This window comes from Escherichia sp. E4930 (assembly GCF_005845405.1).
Taxonomy (GTDB): domain Bacteria; phylum Pseudomonadota; class Gammaproteobacteria; order Enterobacterales; family Enterobacteriaceae; genus Escherichia.
On record NZ_VCDZ01000030.1, the window covers coordinates 23721 to 38554 of the forward strand.

At 50.5% G+C, this 14834-nt stretch carries 17 protein-coding genes; 5 read left to right on the top strand and 12 right to left on the bottom strand.

Features of this window, described 5'->3' with window-relative positions; genetic code table 11:
* From artQ to artJ, 3 genes are all read left to right on the top strand, one after another.
* A complete protein-coding gene (gene artQ, locus FFT88_RS22280) occupies window positions 1–717 on the top strand; it encodes an arginine ABC transporter permease ArtQ (protein ID WP_130205229.1) in 717 nt (238 codons plus the stop codon).
* Window positions 717–1385, top strand: a complete 669-nt coding sequence (gene artM, locus FFT88_RS22285; RefSeq protein WP_135405729.1) for an arginine ABC transporter permease ArtM — start codon at window positions 717–719, stop codon at window positions 1383–1385. The genes artQ and artM overlap by 1 nt, the downstream gene beginning before the upstream one ends.
* A 246-nt stretch (window positions 1386–1631) precedes the next feature.
* Window positions 1632–2363, top strand: coding sequence for an arginine ABC transporter substrate-binding protein ArtJ (gene artJ / locus FFT88_RS22290; protein WP_130214725.1), 732 nt, complete (start codon window positions 1632–1634; stop codon window positions 2361–2363).
* 174 nt (window positions 2364–2537) lie between these two features.
* On the opposite strand, the gene rlmC is transcribed toward artJ, so the two are convergent.
* From rlmC to FFT88_RS22340, 10 genes are all read right to left on the bottom strand, one after another.
* Complete coding sequence (rlmC, locus tag FFT88_RS22295) at window positions 2538–3665, bottom strand: 23S rRNA (uracil(747)-C(5))-methyltransferase RlmC (RefSeq protein WP_135405730.1); 1128 nt, start codon at window positions 3663–3665, stop codon at window positions 2538–2540.
* Window positions 3666–3705: 40 nt separating this feature from the next.
* A complete protein-coding gene (locus tag FFT88_RS22300; protein ID WP_130205221.1) occupies window positions 3706–4194 on the bottom strand; it encodes a YbjO family protein in 489 nt (162 codons plus the stop codon).
* A gap of 59 nt (window positions 4195–4253) precedes the next feature.
* Window positions 4254–5099, bottom strand: a complete 846-nt coding sequence (gene potI / locus FFT88_RS22305; protein ID WP_130258187.1) for a putrescine ABC transporter permease PotI — start codon at window positions 5097–5099, stop codon at window positions 4254–4256.
* Window positions 5096–6040: a putrescine ABC transporter permease PotH gene (gene potH / locus FFT88_RS22310; protein WP_135405731.1), complete on the bottom strand. Its 945-nt coding sequence runs from the start codon at window positions 6038–6040 to the stop codon at window positions 5096–5098. Before potH ends, potI begins: the two co-directional genes overlap by 4 nt.
* A 9-nt stretch (window positions 6041–6049) precedes the next feature.
* Window positions 6050–7183 (bottom strand): putrescine ABC transporter ATP-binding subunit PotG, encoded by a 1134-nt coding sequence (gene potG / locus FFT88_RS22315; RefSeq protein WP_130214734.1) that lies wholly within the window; start codon window positions 7181–7183, stop codon window positions 6050–6052.
* 94 nt (window positions 7184–7277) lie between these two features.
* Complete coding sequence (gene potF, locus FFT88_RS22320) at window positions 7278–8390, bottom strand: spermidine/putrescine ABC transporter substrate-binding protein PotF (protein ID WP_135405732.1); 1113 nt, start codon at window positions 8388–8390, stop codon at window positions 7278–7280.
* Window positions 8391–8740: 350 nt separating this feature from the next.
* Window positions 8741–9217 (bottom strand): YbjN domain-containing protein, encoded by a 477-nt coding sequence (locus FFT88_RS22325; RefSeq protein WP_000203025.1) that lies wholly within the window; start codon window positions 9215–9217, stop codon window positions 8741–8743.
* A gap of 87 nt (window positions 9218–9304) precedes the next feature.
* On the bottom strand, window positions 9305–10207 hold the full coding sequence (gene rimK / locus FFT88_RS22330) for a 30S ribosomal protein S6--L-glutamate ligase (RefSeq protein ID WP_130205211.1): 903 nt from the start codon (window positions 10205–10207) through the stop codon (window positions 9305–9307).
* Window positions 10208–10267: 60 nt separating this feature from the next.
* Complete coding sequence (nfsA, locus tag FFT88_RS22335) at window positions 10268–10990, bottom strand: nitroreductase NfsA (RefSeq protein WP_135405733.1); 723 nt, start codon at window positions 10988–10990, stop codon at window positions 10268–10270.
* Window positions 10974–11261: a YbjC family protein gene (locus FFT88_RS22340; protein ID WP_135405734.1), complete on the bottom strand. Its 288-nt coding sequence runs from the start codon at window positions 11259–11261 to the stop codon at window positions 10974–10976. The genes nfsA and FFT88_RS22340 overlap by 17 nt, the downstream gene beginning before the upstream one ends.
* 159 nt (window positions 11262–11420) lie before the next feature.
* Here FFT88_RS22340 and FFT88_RS22345 point away from each other — a divergent pair, with 159 nt between their 5' ends.
* Window positions 11421–11678: a GrxA family glutaredoxin gene (locus FFT88_RS22345; protein WP_130205205.1), complete on the top strand. Its 258-nt coding sequence runs from the start codon at window positions 11421–11423 to the stop codon at window positions 11676–11678.
* A 31-nt stretch (window positions 11679–11709) separates the two neighbouring features.
* Here the strand turns inward: FFT88_RS22345 and FFT88_RS22350 are convergent, their stop codons facing one another.
* Window positions 11710–12087 (bottom strand): inner membrane protein YbjM, encoded by a 378-nt coding sequence (locus FFT88_RS22350; RefSeq protein ID WP_130205203.1) that lies wholly within the window; start codon window positions 12085–12087, stop codon window positions 11710–11712.
* Between the two features lie 267 nt (window positions 12088–12354).
* On the opposite strand from FFT88_RS22350, the gene FFT88_RS22355 reads away from it, so the two are divergent.
* Window positions 12355–14040, top strand: a complete 1686-nt coding sequence (locus tag FFT88_RS22355; protein ID WP_130205201.1) for an aspartate:alanine antiporter — start codon at window positions 12355–12357, stop codon at window positions 14038–14040.
* Between the two features lie 136 nt (window positions 14041–14176).
* On the opposite strand, the gene rcdA is transcribed toward FFT88_RS22355, so the two are convergent.
* A complete protein-coding gene (gene rcdA, locus FFT88_RS22360; RefSeq protein WP_130214746.1) occupies window positions 14177–14752 on the bottom strand; it encodes a DNA-binding transcriptional regulator RcdA in 576 nt (191 codons plus the stop codon).
* Between the last annotated feature and the right edge of the window lie 82 nt (window positions 14753–14834).

Consider the following 14834-nt stretch of genomic DNA (forward strand, 5'->3'; position numbering starts at 1 on the left):
ATGAATGAATTTTTCCCTTTAGCAAGCGCCGCCGGGATGACCGTCGGCCTTGCCGTTTGTGCATTGATTGTCGGGCTGGCGCTGGCGATGTTCTTTGCGGTGTGGGAGTCGGCAAAATGGCGTCCTGTCGCGTGGGCGGGCTCGGCGCTGGTGACGGTTCTGCGCGGCCTGCCAGAAATTCTGGTGGTGCTGTTTATCTATTTTGGCTCCTCACAGCTGCTGCTGACGCTTTCGGATGGCTTCACCATCAATCTTGGGATCGTACAGATCCCGGTGCAGATGGACATCGAGAACTTCGACGTGAGCCCGTTCCTTTGTGGTGTCATCGCTCTGTCGCTGCTGTATGCCGCCTATGCCTCGCAAACGCTGCGCGGTGCATTAAAAGCGGTGCCAGTTGGCCAGTGGGAATCCGGTCAGGCGCTGGGGCTGTCGAAATCGGCTATCTTTTTCCGTCTGGTGATGCCGCAGATGTGGCGTCATGCGCTGCCTGGTCTCGGTAACCAGTGGCTGGTGCTGCTGAAAGATACCGCGTTGGTCAGTTTGATTAGTGTGAATGATTTAATGCTACAAACCAAAAGCATCGCTACCCGTACCCAGGAACCATTTACCTGGTACATTGTGGCGGCGGCGATTTACCTGGTGATTACCCTGCTCAGCCAGTACATTCTCAAACGCATTGACCTGCGCGCGACACGTTTTGAGCGGAGGCCCAGCTAATGTTTGAGTATTTACCTGAACTGATGAAAGGGCTGCATACCAGCCTGACGCTAACCGTTGCCTCGCTGATTGTGGCGCTGATTCTGGCGTTGATTTTTACCATTATCCTGACGCTGAAAACGCCGGTGCTGGTGTGGCTGGTGCGGGGTTATATCACGCTGTTTACTGGTACGCCGCTGTTGGTGCAGATCTTCCTGATTTATTACGGGCCGGGCCAATTCCCGACGTTGCAGGAGTATCCGGCACTGTGGCATCTCTTGTCAGAACCGTGGCTGTGTGCACTGATTGCGTTGTCGCTGAACAGTGCGGCGTATACCACGCAACTGTTTTACGGCGCGATCCGCGCGATCCCGGAAGGTCAATGGCAGTCCTGTAGCGCTCTGGGAATGAGCCAAAAAGACACGCTGGCGATCCTGCTGCCGTATGCGTTTAAACGCTCGCTCTCTTCGTATTCCAACGAAGTGGTGCTGGTGTTCAAAAGTACCTCTCTGGCATACACCATTACGTTGATGGAAGTGATGGGTTACAGCCAGTTGCTGTACGGACGCACCTACGATGTGATGGTATTTGGCGCGGCGGGGATTATTTACCTGATCGTTAACGGCCTGCTGACGCTGATGATGCGTTTGATAGAGCGCAAAGCGCTGGCGTTTGAGCGACGGAATTAATGTAGCTGCGTACGGTTTTGTAGGTCTGATAAGACGCGCCAGCGTCGCATCAGACACCTGCACAGAACCCACATAGTGCATAAATTCTTATAATGAAGACGGGCAAACCACTAAGTTGTCCGTCTTTTTTTATTCGGAAGAAATTATTTAATCATATTTATTGCATATAAATTCACTTAGTGGCATTGTTATCCCATGCCGCAGACACGGCCAAAAATCATAAGATTGACAGACGGGAGTTCCATCATGAAAAAGTTAGTTCTTGCCGCATTACTTGCTTCCTTTACTTTCGGTGCTTCTGCCGCAGAGAAAATCAATTTTGGCGTATCAGCGACCTATCCTCCGTTCGAGTCGATGGATGCCAATAACCAGATTGTCGGCTTTGATATCGACCTGGCAAAAGCCTTGTGCAAACAAATGCAGGCAGAATGTACTTTTACTAATCACGCTTTCGACAGCCTGATCCCGTCACTGAAATTCAGAAAATATGACGCCGTAATCTCCGGTATGGATATCACGCCGGAGCGTAGCAAGCAGGTATCGTTTACCACGCCCTACTATGAAAACTCAGCCGTCGTGATTGCCAAAAAAGATACCTACAAAACGTTTGCCGACCTGAAAGGCAAACGCATTGGGATGGAAAACGGCACCACGCACCAGAAATATATTCAGGATCAGCACCCGGAAGTGAAAACTGTCTCCTATGACAGTTATCAGAATGCCTTTATCGATCTGAAAAATGGTCGTATTGATGGGGTATTTGGTGACACAGCGGTGGTAAACGAATGGCTGAAAACCAATCCGCAACTGGGCGTTGCTACTGAAAAAGTGACCGATCCGCAATACTTCGGCACCGGCCTGGGTATCGCTGTACGTCCGGATAACAAAGCTCTGCTGGAAAAACTGAATAACGCGCTGGCAGCAATTAAAGCTGACGGCACGTATCAGAAAATCAATGACCAGTGGTTCCCACAGTAATTGAGACTGATGACAAAAGTAAGATTGCCAGATGCGCTGCGCTTATCCGGCCCACATCAACTCTGCAATGTATTGATTTAGCATGATTTTGTAGGCCAGATAAGGCGTTCACGCCGCATCCGGCATGAACAAAGCGCACCTGATCAGAAATCTGAAGCCGCAGCCGCGGCTTTTTTATTGTTTCACCAGCAGCGTCAGCACTTCATAGTGCGCGGTGTGCGGGAACATATCAAAAAGCTGTACCCGTTCAATGCGATAACCAGGCAGTTCGCGAATATCTTTAGCCATCGTTTGAGCATTACAGCTGGAGTAGATAATAAAACGCGGTGCCATCGTTGCGAGATAATCACACAGCGGTTTACCAATGCCGCGGCGCGGCGGGTTAACCAGCACCAGCTCCGGCACCTCTCCCTGAGCGGTGGCAAACTGAGTGGAATCCAGCGCCTGAAATTGCAGACGCGTTAAGCCCAGTTCAGCGGCTGACTGCTTCGCACAGGCAATGGCTTCTGGCGCAATTTCGATCCCGGTTAACTGCATGTCAGGCGTCGCGCAGTGTAAACCAAAACCCCCCACGCCGCAGAACAGATCCCACATATGTTTAACCGGCAGCTGCCGTACCCAGTCGCGCGCGGTAGCGTACAGCTGGCTGGCGACCGCCGGATTAGTCTGGAAGAAACTTTGCGGGCGGATCCACAGCGGCACATCGTTAAAACGCTCTGCCAGCGACTGTTGTTCCGTCAGGTAGATCTCCGTCTCCCCTTCCATAATCGCCATATGTACCGGCTGAATATTGACGGTAATAACTTTCAGCTGCGGTAGTTGTTCCTGTAACCACGGTAGCGCCTTACGCAGTTGCGCCAGTTTGGTTTCGGAACGCAACACAAAACGCAGCATCATGCCGCCATCGCTCTGACTTTCAGTCAGCAGAATGTATTTCAGTTCGCCACGTTTACGCGCCACGTTGTAAGGCGTTAGCCCCGCACGGGCGATAAACGGTTTTAACGCCGCAAAAACGGGCGCAAATGAGGCTGGATAAAGCGGGCAGTCACAAAGGTCTTCCGGTGTGCCGTCGCGATGCAGCATACCGAGCAGTGGTTTTTCAACGCTACCACTCACCACCATTTTGGCTTTATTACGAAACCCTTGTTCCGGGCCTGACACCGGCGCGCACCATTCCTCAACCGGAAAATCGGCCAGCAGATTTTTAAGATCGGCGGTTTTAGCGGAGAGTTGCTGTGGAATCGGCTGCGTTATCCACTGACAGGAACGACAGCGACCCGCGTCGTAAAGTGCGCACTGCATACATTGACCTTCACATCATCAGGGGCGACGATTATACACATTATTGCAACTGGAAGAACCGCCGACTGGTCGAGGGAACGAACAGCAGCATCAGGATGAGCATATCCGGCAGCTTCTGCAGCATCAGGCTATGGAAGATTTCACGTTTTGATTCACCGGGAATGCTGAACAACTCCGGATAACCATAACCCAGCGAAGCAGCCCACAAGTAACTGGCGGCCGTGATTTGTGTCAGTAGATACAACCAGCGCGCCCAGCGACGCCCTTTCACCAGCGAAAACGCACACCAGATCTCAATAAAAACCAGCGCCAGACTGCTTAAAAAGACCAGCGTTAAACTCCAGGTTTGTACGCTGCGATGAATGAACTCGCCAATACCGCGCACGCCTAATGTATTGAAAATCATCAACACGTCGAGGCCACGGATCATAATAATGGCGAGCGCCGCCACCTGCACCAGCGCAGGCACATTCAGGCGAGCATGTGATGAAGATGTTTTCTTAAAAAATCCCAACGGTTCGTCTTCCATGAAAACAATGCCGCGACATGCGCGGCATTATGTAGCCAGGTTGGCAAATTTTAGTGTCTTCAGCCACGTCTTGCACGCTGGATATCGCGTATCCGCTGCTTTTCTGCACGCGCCATCAGATACCAGGCGATAAATCCGACAATTCCGACCGCGCCAAGAATTAACGTTGCAAGTGCGTTAATTTCTGGATTCACCCCCATCCGCACGCTGGAGAAGACCAGCATCGGTAACGTGGTAGCTCCCGGCCCGGAAACAAAGCTGGCAATCACCAGATCATCAAGCGACAAAGTAAAAGCCAGTAACCAGCCAGAAATGATCGCGGGCATGATCATCGGTAGCGTAATGACGAAAAACACTTTCAGCGGCATCGCACCGAGATCCATCGCCGCTTCTTCTATCGAGCGATCAAGTTCCCGCAGGCGCGAAGAAATAACGACTGCCACATAAGCCGTACAGAAAGTGACATGCGCCAGCCAGATGGTGAGCATACCGCGGTCCGCAGGCCAGCCAATGGCATGAGCAAGCGCGACGAATAACAATAACAGCGACAAGCCCGTGATGACATCTGGCATTACCAGCGGCGCGGTGATCATAAAGGCAAAACCATTTGATCCGCGAAACCTGCCAAAGCGCACCAGCACCACCGCCGCAATTGTCCCGAGGATCGCTGCCGCCGTCGCCGCACAGGCCGCAATTGTCAGGCTTAAACCAACCGCACTCATCATTGCGTCATCGCGCAATAACTCACCGTACCAACGCGTTGACCAGCCCGCCCACACCGTCACCAGCTTCGAGCTGTTAAATGAATAGATAACCAGCATCAGCATTGGCGCATAAAGAAAGGTGAAGCCCAGCAGCAAAATCACAATCCGCCAGGGCGAACGAACGACCGGTAAATTATTCATCCGTGTTCTCCCACACTTTTTTGCTGATACTTGTGGAACCACATAATAGGAATGATGAGCAGCAGCAACATGATGATCGCTACCGCCGAGGCCACCGGCCAGTCGCGGTTGTTAAAGAACTCCTGCCACAGCACGCGCCCGATCATGATGCTATCCGGACCGCCGAGCAGTTCCGGGATCACAAACTCGCCCACGGCCGGGATAAACACCAGCATCGACCCGGCAATAATCCCACCTTTAGTCAGCGGCACGATCACAGTAAAGAACGTTTTCAGCGGTCGTGCACCGAGATCCAGCGCCGCTTCCACCAGCGAATAATCAATACGAATCAACGCGGTGTAGATCGGCAGCACCATAAACGGCACATAGGCGTAAACAATGCCAATATAGACCGCCAGGTTGGTATGCAGAATGGTCAGTGGTTGATCGATAACGCCCAGCCACAGCAGAAAATTATTCAGCACACCATTGTTTTTTAATATTCCCATCCAGGCATAAACGCGGATCAGAAACGAGGTCCACGACGGCAGGATCACCAGCAGCAATAAGATATTGCGGGTCGATGGTTTACTGTGCGCCACCGCCCACGCCAGCGGGTAGCCGATCAGTAAACAGCAAAATGTCGAAATCGCCGCCACCTGTAACGACTGGAGATAAGCATCGAAATAGAGCGGATCGTCGGTCAGTTGCAGGAAATTACCGAAATTAAGGGTGATGGACAGTTGCCCGTCAGCCCACTCCATCAGTTCGGTATACGGTGGAATGGCGCGCGCCATCTCCGCCAGGCTTATTTTAAAGACAATCAGAAATGGCAGCAGAAACAGCAAGATCAACCAGATATATGGCAACGCAATGACCAGTTTGCGCCCGTGCTTCATCTGCCACTGCGTAAGCCACTGTTTTAACCCGCCCGGCTGGACAGGAGGTTCAAGTGTACTCATCTTTGCTCCTTAAACCGTCAGCACCACACAACTGTCCACTTCCCAACATAAACGAACTTCATCACCCCAGGTCGGTAGCCCTTTGCGGTGACGATGCGCGTTTTGTAGCTGGGCGCTAATCATCTGCCCGCTTTTCAGACGAACGTGATACACCGAAAGATCGCCGAGATAGGCAATGTGTATCACCTCCCCCACCGCGAAGTTACAACCATTGGCGGGCGGCTCCTCGCAAAGCATGATTTTTTCCGGTCGCAGCGCCACATGTACCGGCACGTTATCGACCACTGACGCCAGCGGATCGACTTTCAGCGGATGGACCAGCCCCGGTGAATCGAGCAACAAGCCGTCTTCCTGACGCTCTTTTAGTAGCCCTTCAAAGACGTTGACTGAACCAATAAACTCGGCGCTATAGCGGGTAGTCGGATGCTCGTAAATCTCTTCCGGCTCGCCAATCTGAACAAATTTCCCGCGATTCATAATGGCGATACGCCCCGCCATGGTCATCGCCTCTTCCTGATCGTGAGTAACCATTACGCAGGTCACGCCGACACGCTCCAGAATATCCACCACTTCAAGCTGCATCCGGTCACGCAATTTTTTATCCAGCGCCCCCATCGGCTCATCGAGCAGTAATAGTTTCGGGCGCTTGGCAAGGCTTCGGGCCAGGGCCACACGCTGGCGTTGGCCACCGGAAAGCTGGTGTGGTTTGCGTTTGGCGAACTCCTGCATATGTACCAGTCCGAGCATCTCGTTGACCCGGCTGGCAATTTCCGCTTTTGGCAATTTGTCCTGCTTCAGGCCAAAGGCGATGTTCTGTTCCACGGTCATATGGGGAAACAACGCGTAAGACTGAAACATCATATTGATGGGCCGCAGATAAGGAGGAACCCGTGACAGGTCGACGCCATCAAGCATAATCTGCCCGGCAGAAGGTTGTTCAAAACCTGCCAGCATACGTAACAGCGTGGATTTACCACAGCCGGATGCGCCCAGCAGCGCGAAGATTTCGCCTTTATAAATGGTCAGACTGACATCATCGACCGCATGTTGACCATCGTAGGATTTGGTCAAATTACGGATTTCTAATAGTGGTGTCAGCGACTTACGACTTTTCGCCTGCGGGCGAGGGATAGCGTCATTCACGGCTGCTCTCCGGCATTGAATGTGTGCAAGCGCACCATGATGGTGCGAATTGCCGGCGGGTGTGGTGCACCCGTCCGGCATCTACAACAGCAGATTATTTTCCGCTCTTCACTTTGGTCCAGGCGCGAGTGCGCACTCGATCTATTTTTGGATCCTGCACTTGTAGTGTGAACATTTTGGCGCGAACGTCCGCAGGCGGGTAAATTCCTGGGTTATCACGGACTTCCGCACTCACCAGCGGCGTGGCTGCGTTATTGGCGTTAGCATAGAACACATGGTCGGAGATATGCGCTACGACATCCGGACGCAGCAGGTAATTCAGGAACTGATACGCTTCGTCTTTATTTTTGGCATCCGCAGGCATGGCGAATACATCAAAGAATGCCATCGCCCCTTCTTTCGGAATCGAGAAAGAGACATTCACACCGTTTTTCGCTTCTTTCGCGCGGTTAGACGCCTGCCACACATCGCCCGCCCAGCCAATAGCGACGCAAATATCGCCGTTTGCCAGATCGTTAATGTATTGAGATGAATGGAAATAACGAATGTTCGGGCGCAGCTTTAACAGCAGATCGGTTGCCGGGCCAGTGTAATCATCCGCTTTGGTGCTGTTGGGATCTTTGCCGAGATAATTCAGCACGGTGGCAAACACTTCTTCCGGCGCATCGAGGAACGAGACTCCGCAGCTTTTCAGTTTTTCCAGATTTTCAGGTTTGAGGATCAAGTCCCAGCTATCGACTGGCGCGTTTTCGCCCAGTACCGCTTTGACTTTATCGACGTTGTAGCCAATTCCGGTGGTCGCCCACATATACGGCATGGCAAATTTATTGTCGGGATCGTGTTTTGCCACCAGCTTCAGCAGTTCTGGATCGAGATTCTTCCATTCTGGCAATTTGCTTTTATCCAACGGCTGGAATACACCAGCAGTCAACTGGCGTTCAAGAAAACTGGCTGATGGAACGACAAGATCAAAGCCGGTGCTCCCCGCCATTAACTTGCCTTCCAATACTTCGTTGGAATCGAAAACATCGTAGACGACTTTTATACCCGTCTCTTTTTCAAAATTTGCCACTGTATCTGGAGCGATATAATCAGACCAGTTATAGATGTGGAGTGTTTTTTGTTCAGCCGCGAGCGTGCCGACAGAGACGGCCATCAGAGCACCTGCAACCAGACCCGATAGCCATTTTTTATTTAAGGCGGTCATATCTCTTTCCTTCTGAAAGTTCGTTAACAAACGAACAAAAGTTGTCACACTGAAAGATATGCAATAAACGTGCATATTTTTTATCGGCGCGGCGCAAGAAAAGAGAACTCTCTCCCGGCCAGCATTGCTCGCTATATAAAAGCCTTGCAAGAATAACTTTAGCCAGGGTTTGAAACTATAGCTGTAATTAAAAAACAGTATTTAACAAATTTTTATGCGCATTTGCTCTATGTGATAAAGCAAATTCGGCACAAGACAAGTGAAAAAATCTTTAATGGAAGGTTAAATTTAGCAGGAAATATTATAATGCGCAGTCACTGCGGCAGCGACTGCGTGCTCAAAAAGAGTTATCAGTGAAGGAAATAGTTTTCGGTAACGTTATTTTGCCCTTCATCGTCAGTCGGCAACAGTAGTTGATGGGCATTGGCTTCAAGGATGACCATCGAAATCTGCTCTTCACTCTGGCGTACGAACCATGCAAACTGTTCATAGGTTACGCCCTGCATAACGGATAAAGACTGGCAAACCACCAGCTTTGGCAGATTATCATCCTGCATATCAAGAAATGCTTTCACAGTCAGCGAACTGGCATTGATGGCCGACAAATCCGCCGCCAGCGGCAACACGGCTGAAGGTCTGACTTCCGCCATGGCAGAAAACAGGATCGTGTTATCAATCAGGTCGATTTTGGCATCAAAGACACCGTCGAAATTCTGCATATGCGGCAGATGTAGCGCCTGACAGTTATCACATTCAAAAAAACTCATCCCCAGGTCATCGAGCCATTGACGCAACGTATCCAGACCAGGAACGACCAGCGATGTCATAATTTTGTACAACCTCTTCCGATAAAAAGACTGGCACAGCTTACGCAAAAAGCGCAGGCAAAACCATGATCAATCACGTTATTGCGACTAACCACCGGTTTTTAAGCAATATTCTGCCGTGGCGTGGCGCTCAATCCAACGGATCATTTTACCCGCGATGTCGATACCGGTGGTTTTCTCTATTCCTTCCAGACCGGGCGACGCATTCACCTCCATCACTAACGGTCCGCGATTTGCACGCAGAATATCCACACCAGCAACATCCAGAGCCATCGTTCGCGCGGCTTTTATGGCAATTTCACGCTCCTGCGGGGTAATACTGGCAATGCTTGCCGCACCTCCGCGATGCAAATTGGAGCGAAAATCGCCCTCTTTCGCCTGCCGTTCAATTGCCGCGACCACTTCATCGCCAACGACCAGACAACGGATATCACGGCCTTTTGCTTCTTTTATATATTCCTGCACCAGAATATGCGCATTAAGACCGCGAAAAGCATCAATTACGCTTTCTGCTGCCTGACGCGTCTCCGCAAGCACCACTCCAATCCCCTGCGTGCCTTCGACCAACTTGACCACCAGCGGCGCACCACCGACCATCTCGATTAAGTCGCTGGTATCATCCGGCGAATGCGCCATACCTGTTACAGGCAGGTCAATGCCCTGTCGCGCTAACAGTTGCATGGAACGCAATTTGTCACGCGCACGGGCAATCGCGACCGATTCATTCAACGGATAGCTCCCCAGCATTTCGAACTGGCGTAGCGCCGCCGTCCCATAAAAGGTAATGGCGGTGCCAATGCGTGGGATCACCGCGTCAAAATGGGGTAGCTTGCGGCCTTTATAATGAATAGAAGACGCCGCAGGATTAATGTTCATATAGCAAGAAAGCGGATCGAGAATTTCAACCAGGTGACCACGCTGTATAGCGGCTTCACGCAGCCGCTTACACGAATAGAGCGTTCCATCCCGGGACAATATGGCAATTTTCACCCTGCACCTCTCTGTCAGACCTGGTCAAAAGCCCGCGTATAATACATCGGCGTTACGGTTTTAGCGCGTCGCCCAACCTTGTTTATGCAAATAATCGAGAATAAAAGGACGGCTTTCTTTAATGATTGTCCGACGAATATGGTCGCTCCAGGTATCCCGACGATTATTGCTGCCACGGGTGAGATAATATTCCGCCAGTTGCTCGTCATACTGCGCCAAAGCGTCTTTATCCAGCGGTTGATAGCTGTTTTCATGCACTACAATAGAGGCCGGTAAACGCGGCTTGAGATCCGGATTATCCGCAGGCCAGCCAAGGCACAGCCCGAACAGCGGCAGAACATGCTTTGGTAACTTCAGCAGTTCTGTCACTGCTTCGATATTATTGCGCAGTCCACCAATATATACTCCGCCCAACCCCAGCGATTCCGCTGCAGTTAACGCATTTTGCGCCATCATTGCCGTATCAACGACACCGAGCAACAGTTGTTCCGCCAGACCAAGTTGTGCATCCGGACAGATCTGTAAATGACGGTTAAAGTCGGCACAGAACACCCAGAACTCCGCCGCTTGCGCTACGTGTTTTTGCCCGCCGGTCAGCGTTACCAGTTCTTCACGTAACGCTTTGTCGGTAATGCGAATAATGCTACTGCACTGCAAAAAACTGGAACTGGAAGTCGCTCGGGCGCTGTTGATAATCGCCTCACGCTGCGCCTCAGAAATGGGGTCATCAGTGAAATGGCGAATGGAGCGATGGCCACAAATAAGTTCAATGGTTGGCGTCATTATCTTTTTCTCTTTCTGAACGTGAAGATTCCAGTGGGCGGTTCATCAGTTGTGGGGCAAGCCGTTTTGCCACCTGAAGAATAACCACCACCGCAGCGGGAAGCATGAGCAAAACACCGAGAAAAATCATCAGAATTTGTATCTCTGGCGTCGAAAACGGCACCGGAAGCGAAAGGTAATGGTTTAACGACAGCAGTGCCATCACCAGTAACATCATGCCGATGAATTCCAGTATCAACACGCTTTTAGGTAATTTACCGATCGCGCGCATAGGCTTCCCTCTGCAAAGTGAATTGCTATTTTAAAACCTTTCGTTGCGTTGTGCTTAACAGTTATAGCTTTAAGCAATCAATGCAACAGGTTAAACCTACTTTCAGCGAATAAATTTTGGCGTAATCATGGCGGACATAAACAGATGAGGAGAGAAACAATGCAAACCGTTATTTTTGGTCGTCCGGGTTGCCCTTACTGCGTGCGTGCTAAAGAGTTGGCAGACAAACTGAGTAATGAACGCGATGACTTTGAATATCAGTATGTTGATATTCGTGCAGAAGGGATTAGCAAAGAAGATTTACAACAGAAAGCGGGTAAACCAGTAGAAACCGTACCGCAGATCTTTGTCGATCAGCAACACATCGGCGGCTATACCGATTTTGCTGCCTGGGTGAAAGAGAATCTTGAAGCCTGATTGCCGGATAAGCCCTCTCTGTTTGAGGGCTTTATTGATTTTTTCTGTGCTGTGACTTGAACAAACTACTAATAAACAAGAAACACAACGCTCCCAACGCACACCAGAAGACGGCGCTCAATAACCACGCCAGCTCTTGCCAGAATGAGCGTGTTGGTGAAAAAAACAGACGCATAATTAACATAGAACACGGTGCCGCCAGCATTGCGCCAAACAGCGGTTTAAGGACTTCTCTACGCTGCGAAAAAAAGCTGGCAACCGCCCCAGGAAGAATGAAAAACAGCAAGCCGATTTCAGGATGCCCGGCAGCCCGAAAAGCGCCTTTCATTTGCGTCGCCAGGAACAGGCACACTACAATGAAGAGGACAAAACAGCAGATTGCCCCCGCCCAACGTTGTTTATGTTTCACTCGCTCCTCCTGACACTGCCTCTATCGAACACATTTTCGCCACTATGGCGTTCAGTAAGATAAAGCCGCTTCGCATTCCATGCTAATATAGGCCAACGCAATTTTTATAGCCGTTGGTACTTAATGTGATTACACTAGTAAAATATATTGTTTCTTTACTATTGCTTATGTGCGCTGAATGAATCCGCGCCCTGATTTCAGGTAAAAACATTATCTTAAATTACCATTTCTTTCAACAGCTTACTCGTAAACAAGAAGTTAGTCTCCGTGAATATAAACGTCGCCGAATTGTTAAATGGGAATTACATTCTGTTATTATTTGTAGTCCTTGCGCTTGGACTATGTCTAGGAAAATTACGACTTGGTTCAATCCAACTGGGTAATTCCATTGGCGTTTTAGTCGTATCATTACTATTAGGGCAACAACATTTCAGCATTAACACCGACGCGCTTAATCTTGGCTTTATGTTGTTTATTTTCTGCGTCGGGGTCGAAGCCGGACCCAACTTTTTTTCCATTTTTTTCCGCGATGGGAAAAATTACCTAATGTTAGCTCTGGTGATGGTTAGCAGTGCGCTGGCGATCGCCTTAGGGTTGGGTAAGCTGTTTGGCTGGGATATCGGTCTGACGGCCGGTATGTTGGCTGGCTCCATGACATCGACACCGGTTCTGGTCGGTGCTGGCGACACATTACGCCATTCCGGTATGGAAAGCGGACAGCTCTCCACAGCACTGGATAATCTAAGCCTTGGGTATGCGTTAACTTATTTAATTGGCCTGGTGAGTTTAATTGTCGGTGCACGTTATTTACCGAAGTTGCAACATCAGGATTTACAGACCAGCGCCCAACAAATCGCTCGCGAACGTGGCCTGGACACCGATGCCAGCCGAAAAGTTTATTTGCCGGTGATCCGCGCCTACCGTGTCGGCCCGGAGCTGGTGGCCTGGACCGACGGCAAAAATCTGCGTGAATTGGGTATTTATCGTCAAACTGGTTGCTACATTGAACGTATTCGTCGTAACGGGATTCTGGCAAATCCGGATGGCGACGCCGTGCTGCAAATGGGCGATGAGATAGCGTTAGTGGGATATCCAGACGCCCATGCCCGCCTCGATCCCAGCTTCCGTAACGGTAAAGAAGTTTTTGATCGTGACCTTCTCGACATGCGTATCGTCACTGAAGAGGTCGTCGTCAAAAACCATAACGCGGTAGGTAAACGTCTGGCACAACTGAAGTTGACCGATCACGGTTGCTTCCTTAACCGCGTCATCCGCAGCCAGATTGAGATGCCAATTGATGACAACGTTGTGCTTAATAAAGGTGATGTTTTGCAGGTGAGCGGCGATGCCCGTCGCGTGAAAACCATTGCTGACCGCATCGGCTTTATCTCGATTCACAGCCAGGTCACAGACCTGCTGGCATTCTGCGCGTTCTTTGTTATTGGCCTGATGATCGGGATGATCACCTTCCAGTTCAGTACATTTAGCTTCGGCATGGGTAACGCTGCTGGCTTGTTATTCGCCGGCATTATGTTGGGCTTTATGCGCGCTAACCACCCGACCTTCGGTTACATTCCGCAGGGGGCGTTAAGCATGGTGAAAGAGTTCGGCTTGATGGTGTTTATGGCAGGCGTTGGTTTAAGCGCCGGTAGCGGCATTAATAACGGCCTGGGCGCGATCGGTGGTCAGATGTTAATTGCCGGATTGATTGTCAGTCTGGTGCCGGTGGTTATCTGCTTCCTGTTCGGCGCTTATGTACTGCGTATGAACCGCGCACTCCTGTTCGGCGCGATGATGGGCGCGCGTACTTGTGCTCCGGCAATGGAGATCATCAGCGACACCGCACGCAGTAACATCCCGGCCTTAGGTTATGCGGGTACTTATGCAATAGCTAACGTACTGCTAACGCTGGCCGGGACAATCATTGTCATGGTATGGCCAGGACTCGGATAAAAACTGAAGTTGCCCTGAAAATGAAATTTTTTTGTACAATCGGCGAACTTTTCTTTGGGGCATCAGTCTTAATTAGTGCCACTGCTTTTCTTTGATGTCCCCATTTTGTGGAGCCCATCAACCCCGCCATTTCGGTTCAAGGTTGATGGGTTTTTTGTTGCCTGAAATTTATCTCCTGCCCCGCCACTCGTGCCACCATCCGTAAAATCTCCTCGCGCGATAGCGGCTTACGGTCAGTGACAAAATGCAGCGTCATCCCTTCAATAAAAGCATCCAGAGCCCGGGCCGTTCCAGGTTCAAACCATTGTTCGAGTGTTTGCTGACTGCGCTGCATCCAGTTTTGCATCACTGTTTTTAATAACGGTTTTCGACTGGCCAGCGCGTAGAGTTGATACATCAGTTCCATGTTGTCCGGCGTTGCAACCTGCGAGCTGTAGATCATTTCTGTGATGGCCTGGCAGGCACTGGGGGCATCTCTGACATCGAGAAAAAATGCCTGATATTGCCGTGACATAGTCTGCGTAAAGCTACTGAACGCCTCCAGTAATAGCTCATCAATTCCTGAAAAATAGTAGGTCATCGACCCTAACGGTACCCCGGCAAGGGTAGCTATTTTACGGTGCGTCACGGCATGTATTCCGTAAAGTTTCACCGCCTCGAGAGTGGCCTGGATGATTTTTTCTCGCCGTTGTGGATCGTTAGCGCGACGCATGTCATTTCCTCTCTCTGCAATTGTGTACAAATGTACACAACCTTGCTAAGGTTGTCTTCTCTCTTCTTTTTTTGACGTGATC

What these genes read in the sequence shown, in the direction of transcription:
- FFT88_RS22325 (WP_000203025.1), bottom strand. Translation starts at nt 9,217, where the DNA reads ATGACATCGCTGGTCGTTCCTGGTCTGGATACGTTGCGTCAATGGCTC.
- potF (WP_135405732.1), bottom strand. Translation starts at nt 8,390, where the DNA reads ATGACCGCCTTAAATAAAAAATGGCTATCGGGTCTGGTTGCAGGTGCT.
- potH (WP_135405731.1), bottom strand. Translation starts at nt 6,040, where the DNA reads ATGAGTACACTTGAACCTCCTGTCCAGCCGGGCGGGTTAAAACAGTGG.
- nfsA (WP_135405733.1), bottom strand. Translation starts at nt 10,990, where the DNA reads ATGACGCCAACCATTGAACTTATTTGTGGCCATCGCTCCATTCGCCAT.
- FFT88_RS22340 (WP_135405734.1), bottom strand. Translation starts at nt 11,261, where the DNA reads ATGCGCGCGATCGGTAAATTACCTAAAAGCGTGTTGATACTGGAATTC.
- artM (WP_135405729.1), top strand. Translation starts at nt 717, where the DNA reads ATGTTTGAGTATTTACCTGAACTGATGAAAGGGCTGCATACCAGCCTG.
- rcdA (WP_130214746.1), bottom strand. Translation starts at nt 14,752, where the DNA reads ATGCGTCGCGCTAACGATCCACAACGGCGAGAAAAAATCATCCAGGCC.
- artQ (WP_130205229.1), top strand. Translation starts at nt 1, where the DNA reads ATGAATGAATTTTTCCCTTTAGCAAGCGCCGCCGGGATGACCGTCGGC.
- rlmC (WP_135405730.1), bottom strand. Translation starts at nt 3,665, where the DNA reads ATGCAGTGCGCACTTTACGACGCGGGTCGCTGTCGTTCCTGTCAGTGG.
- FFT88_RS22300 (WP_130205221.1), bottom strand. Translation starts at nt 4,194, where the DNA reads ATGGAAGACGAACCGTTGGGATTTTTTAAGAAAACATCTTCATCACAT.
- artJ (WP_130214725.1), top strand. Translation starts at nt 1,632, where the DNA reads ATGAAAAAGTTAGTTCTTGCCGCATTACTTGCTTCCTTTACTTTCGGT.
- potI (WP_130258187.1), bottom strand. Translation starts at nt 5,099, where the DNA reads ATGAATAATTTACCGGTCGTTCGTTCGCCCTGGCGGATTGTGATTTTG.
- FFT88_RS22345 (WP_130205205.1), top strand. Translation starts at nt 11,421, where the DNA reads ATGCAAACCGTTATTTTTGGTCGTCCGGGTTGCCCTTACTGCGTGCGT.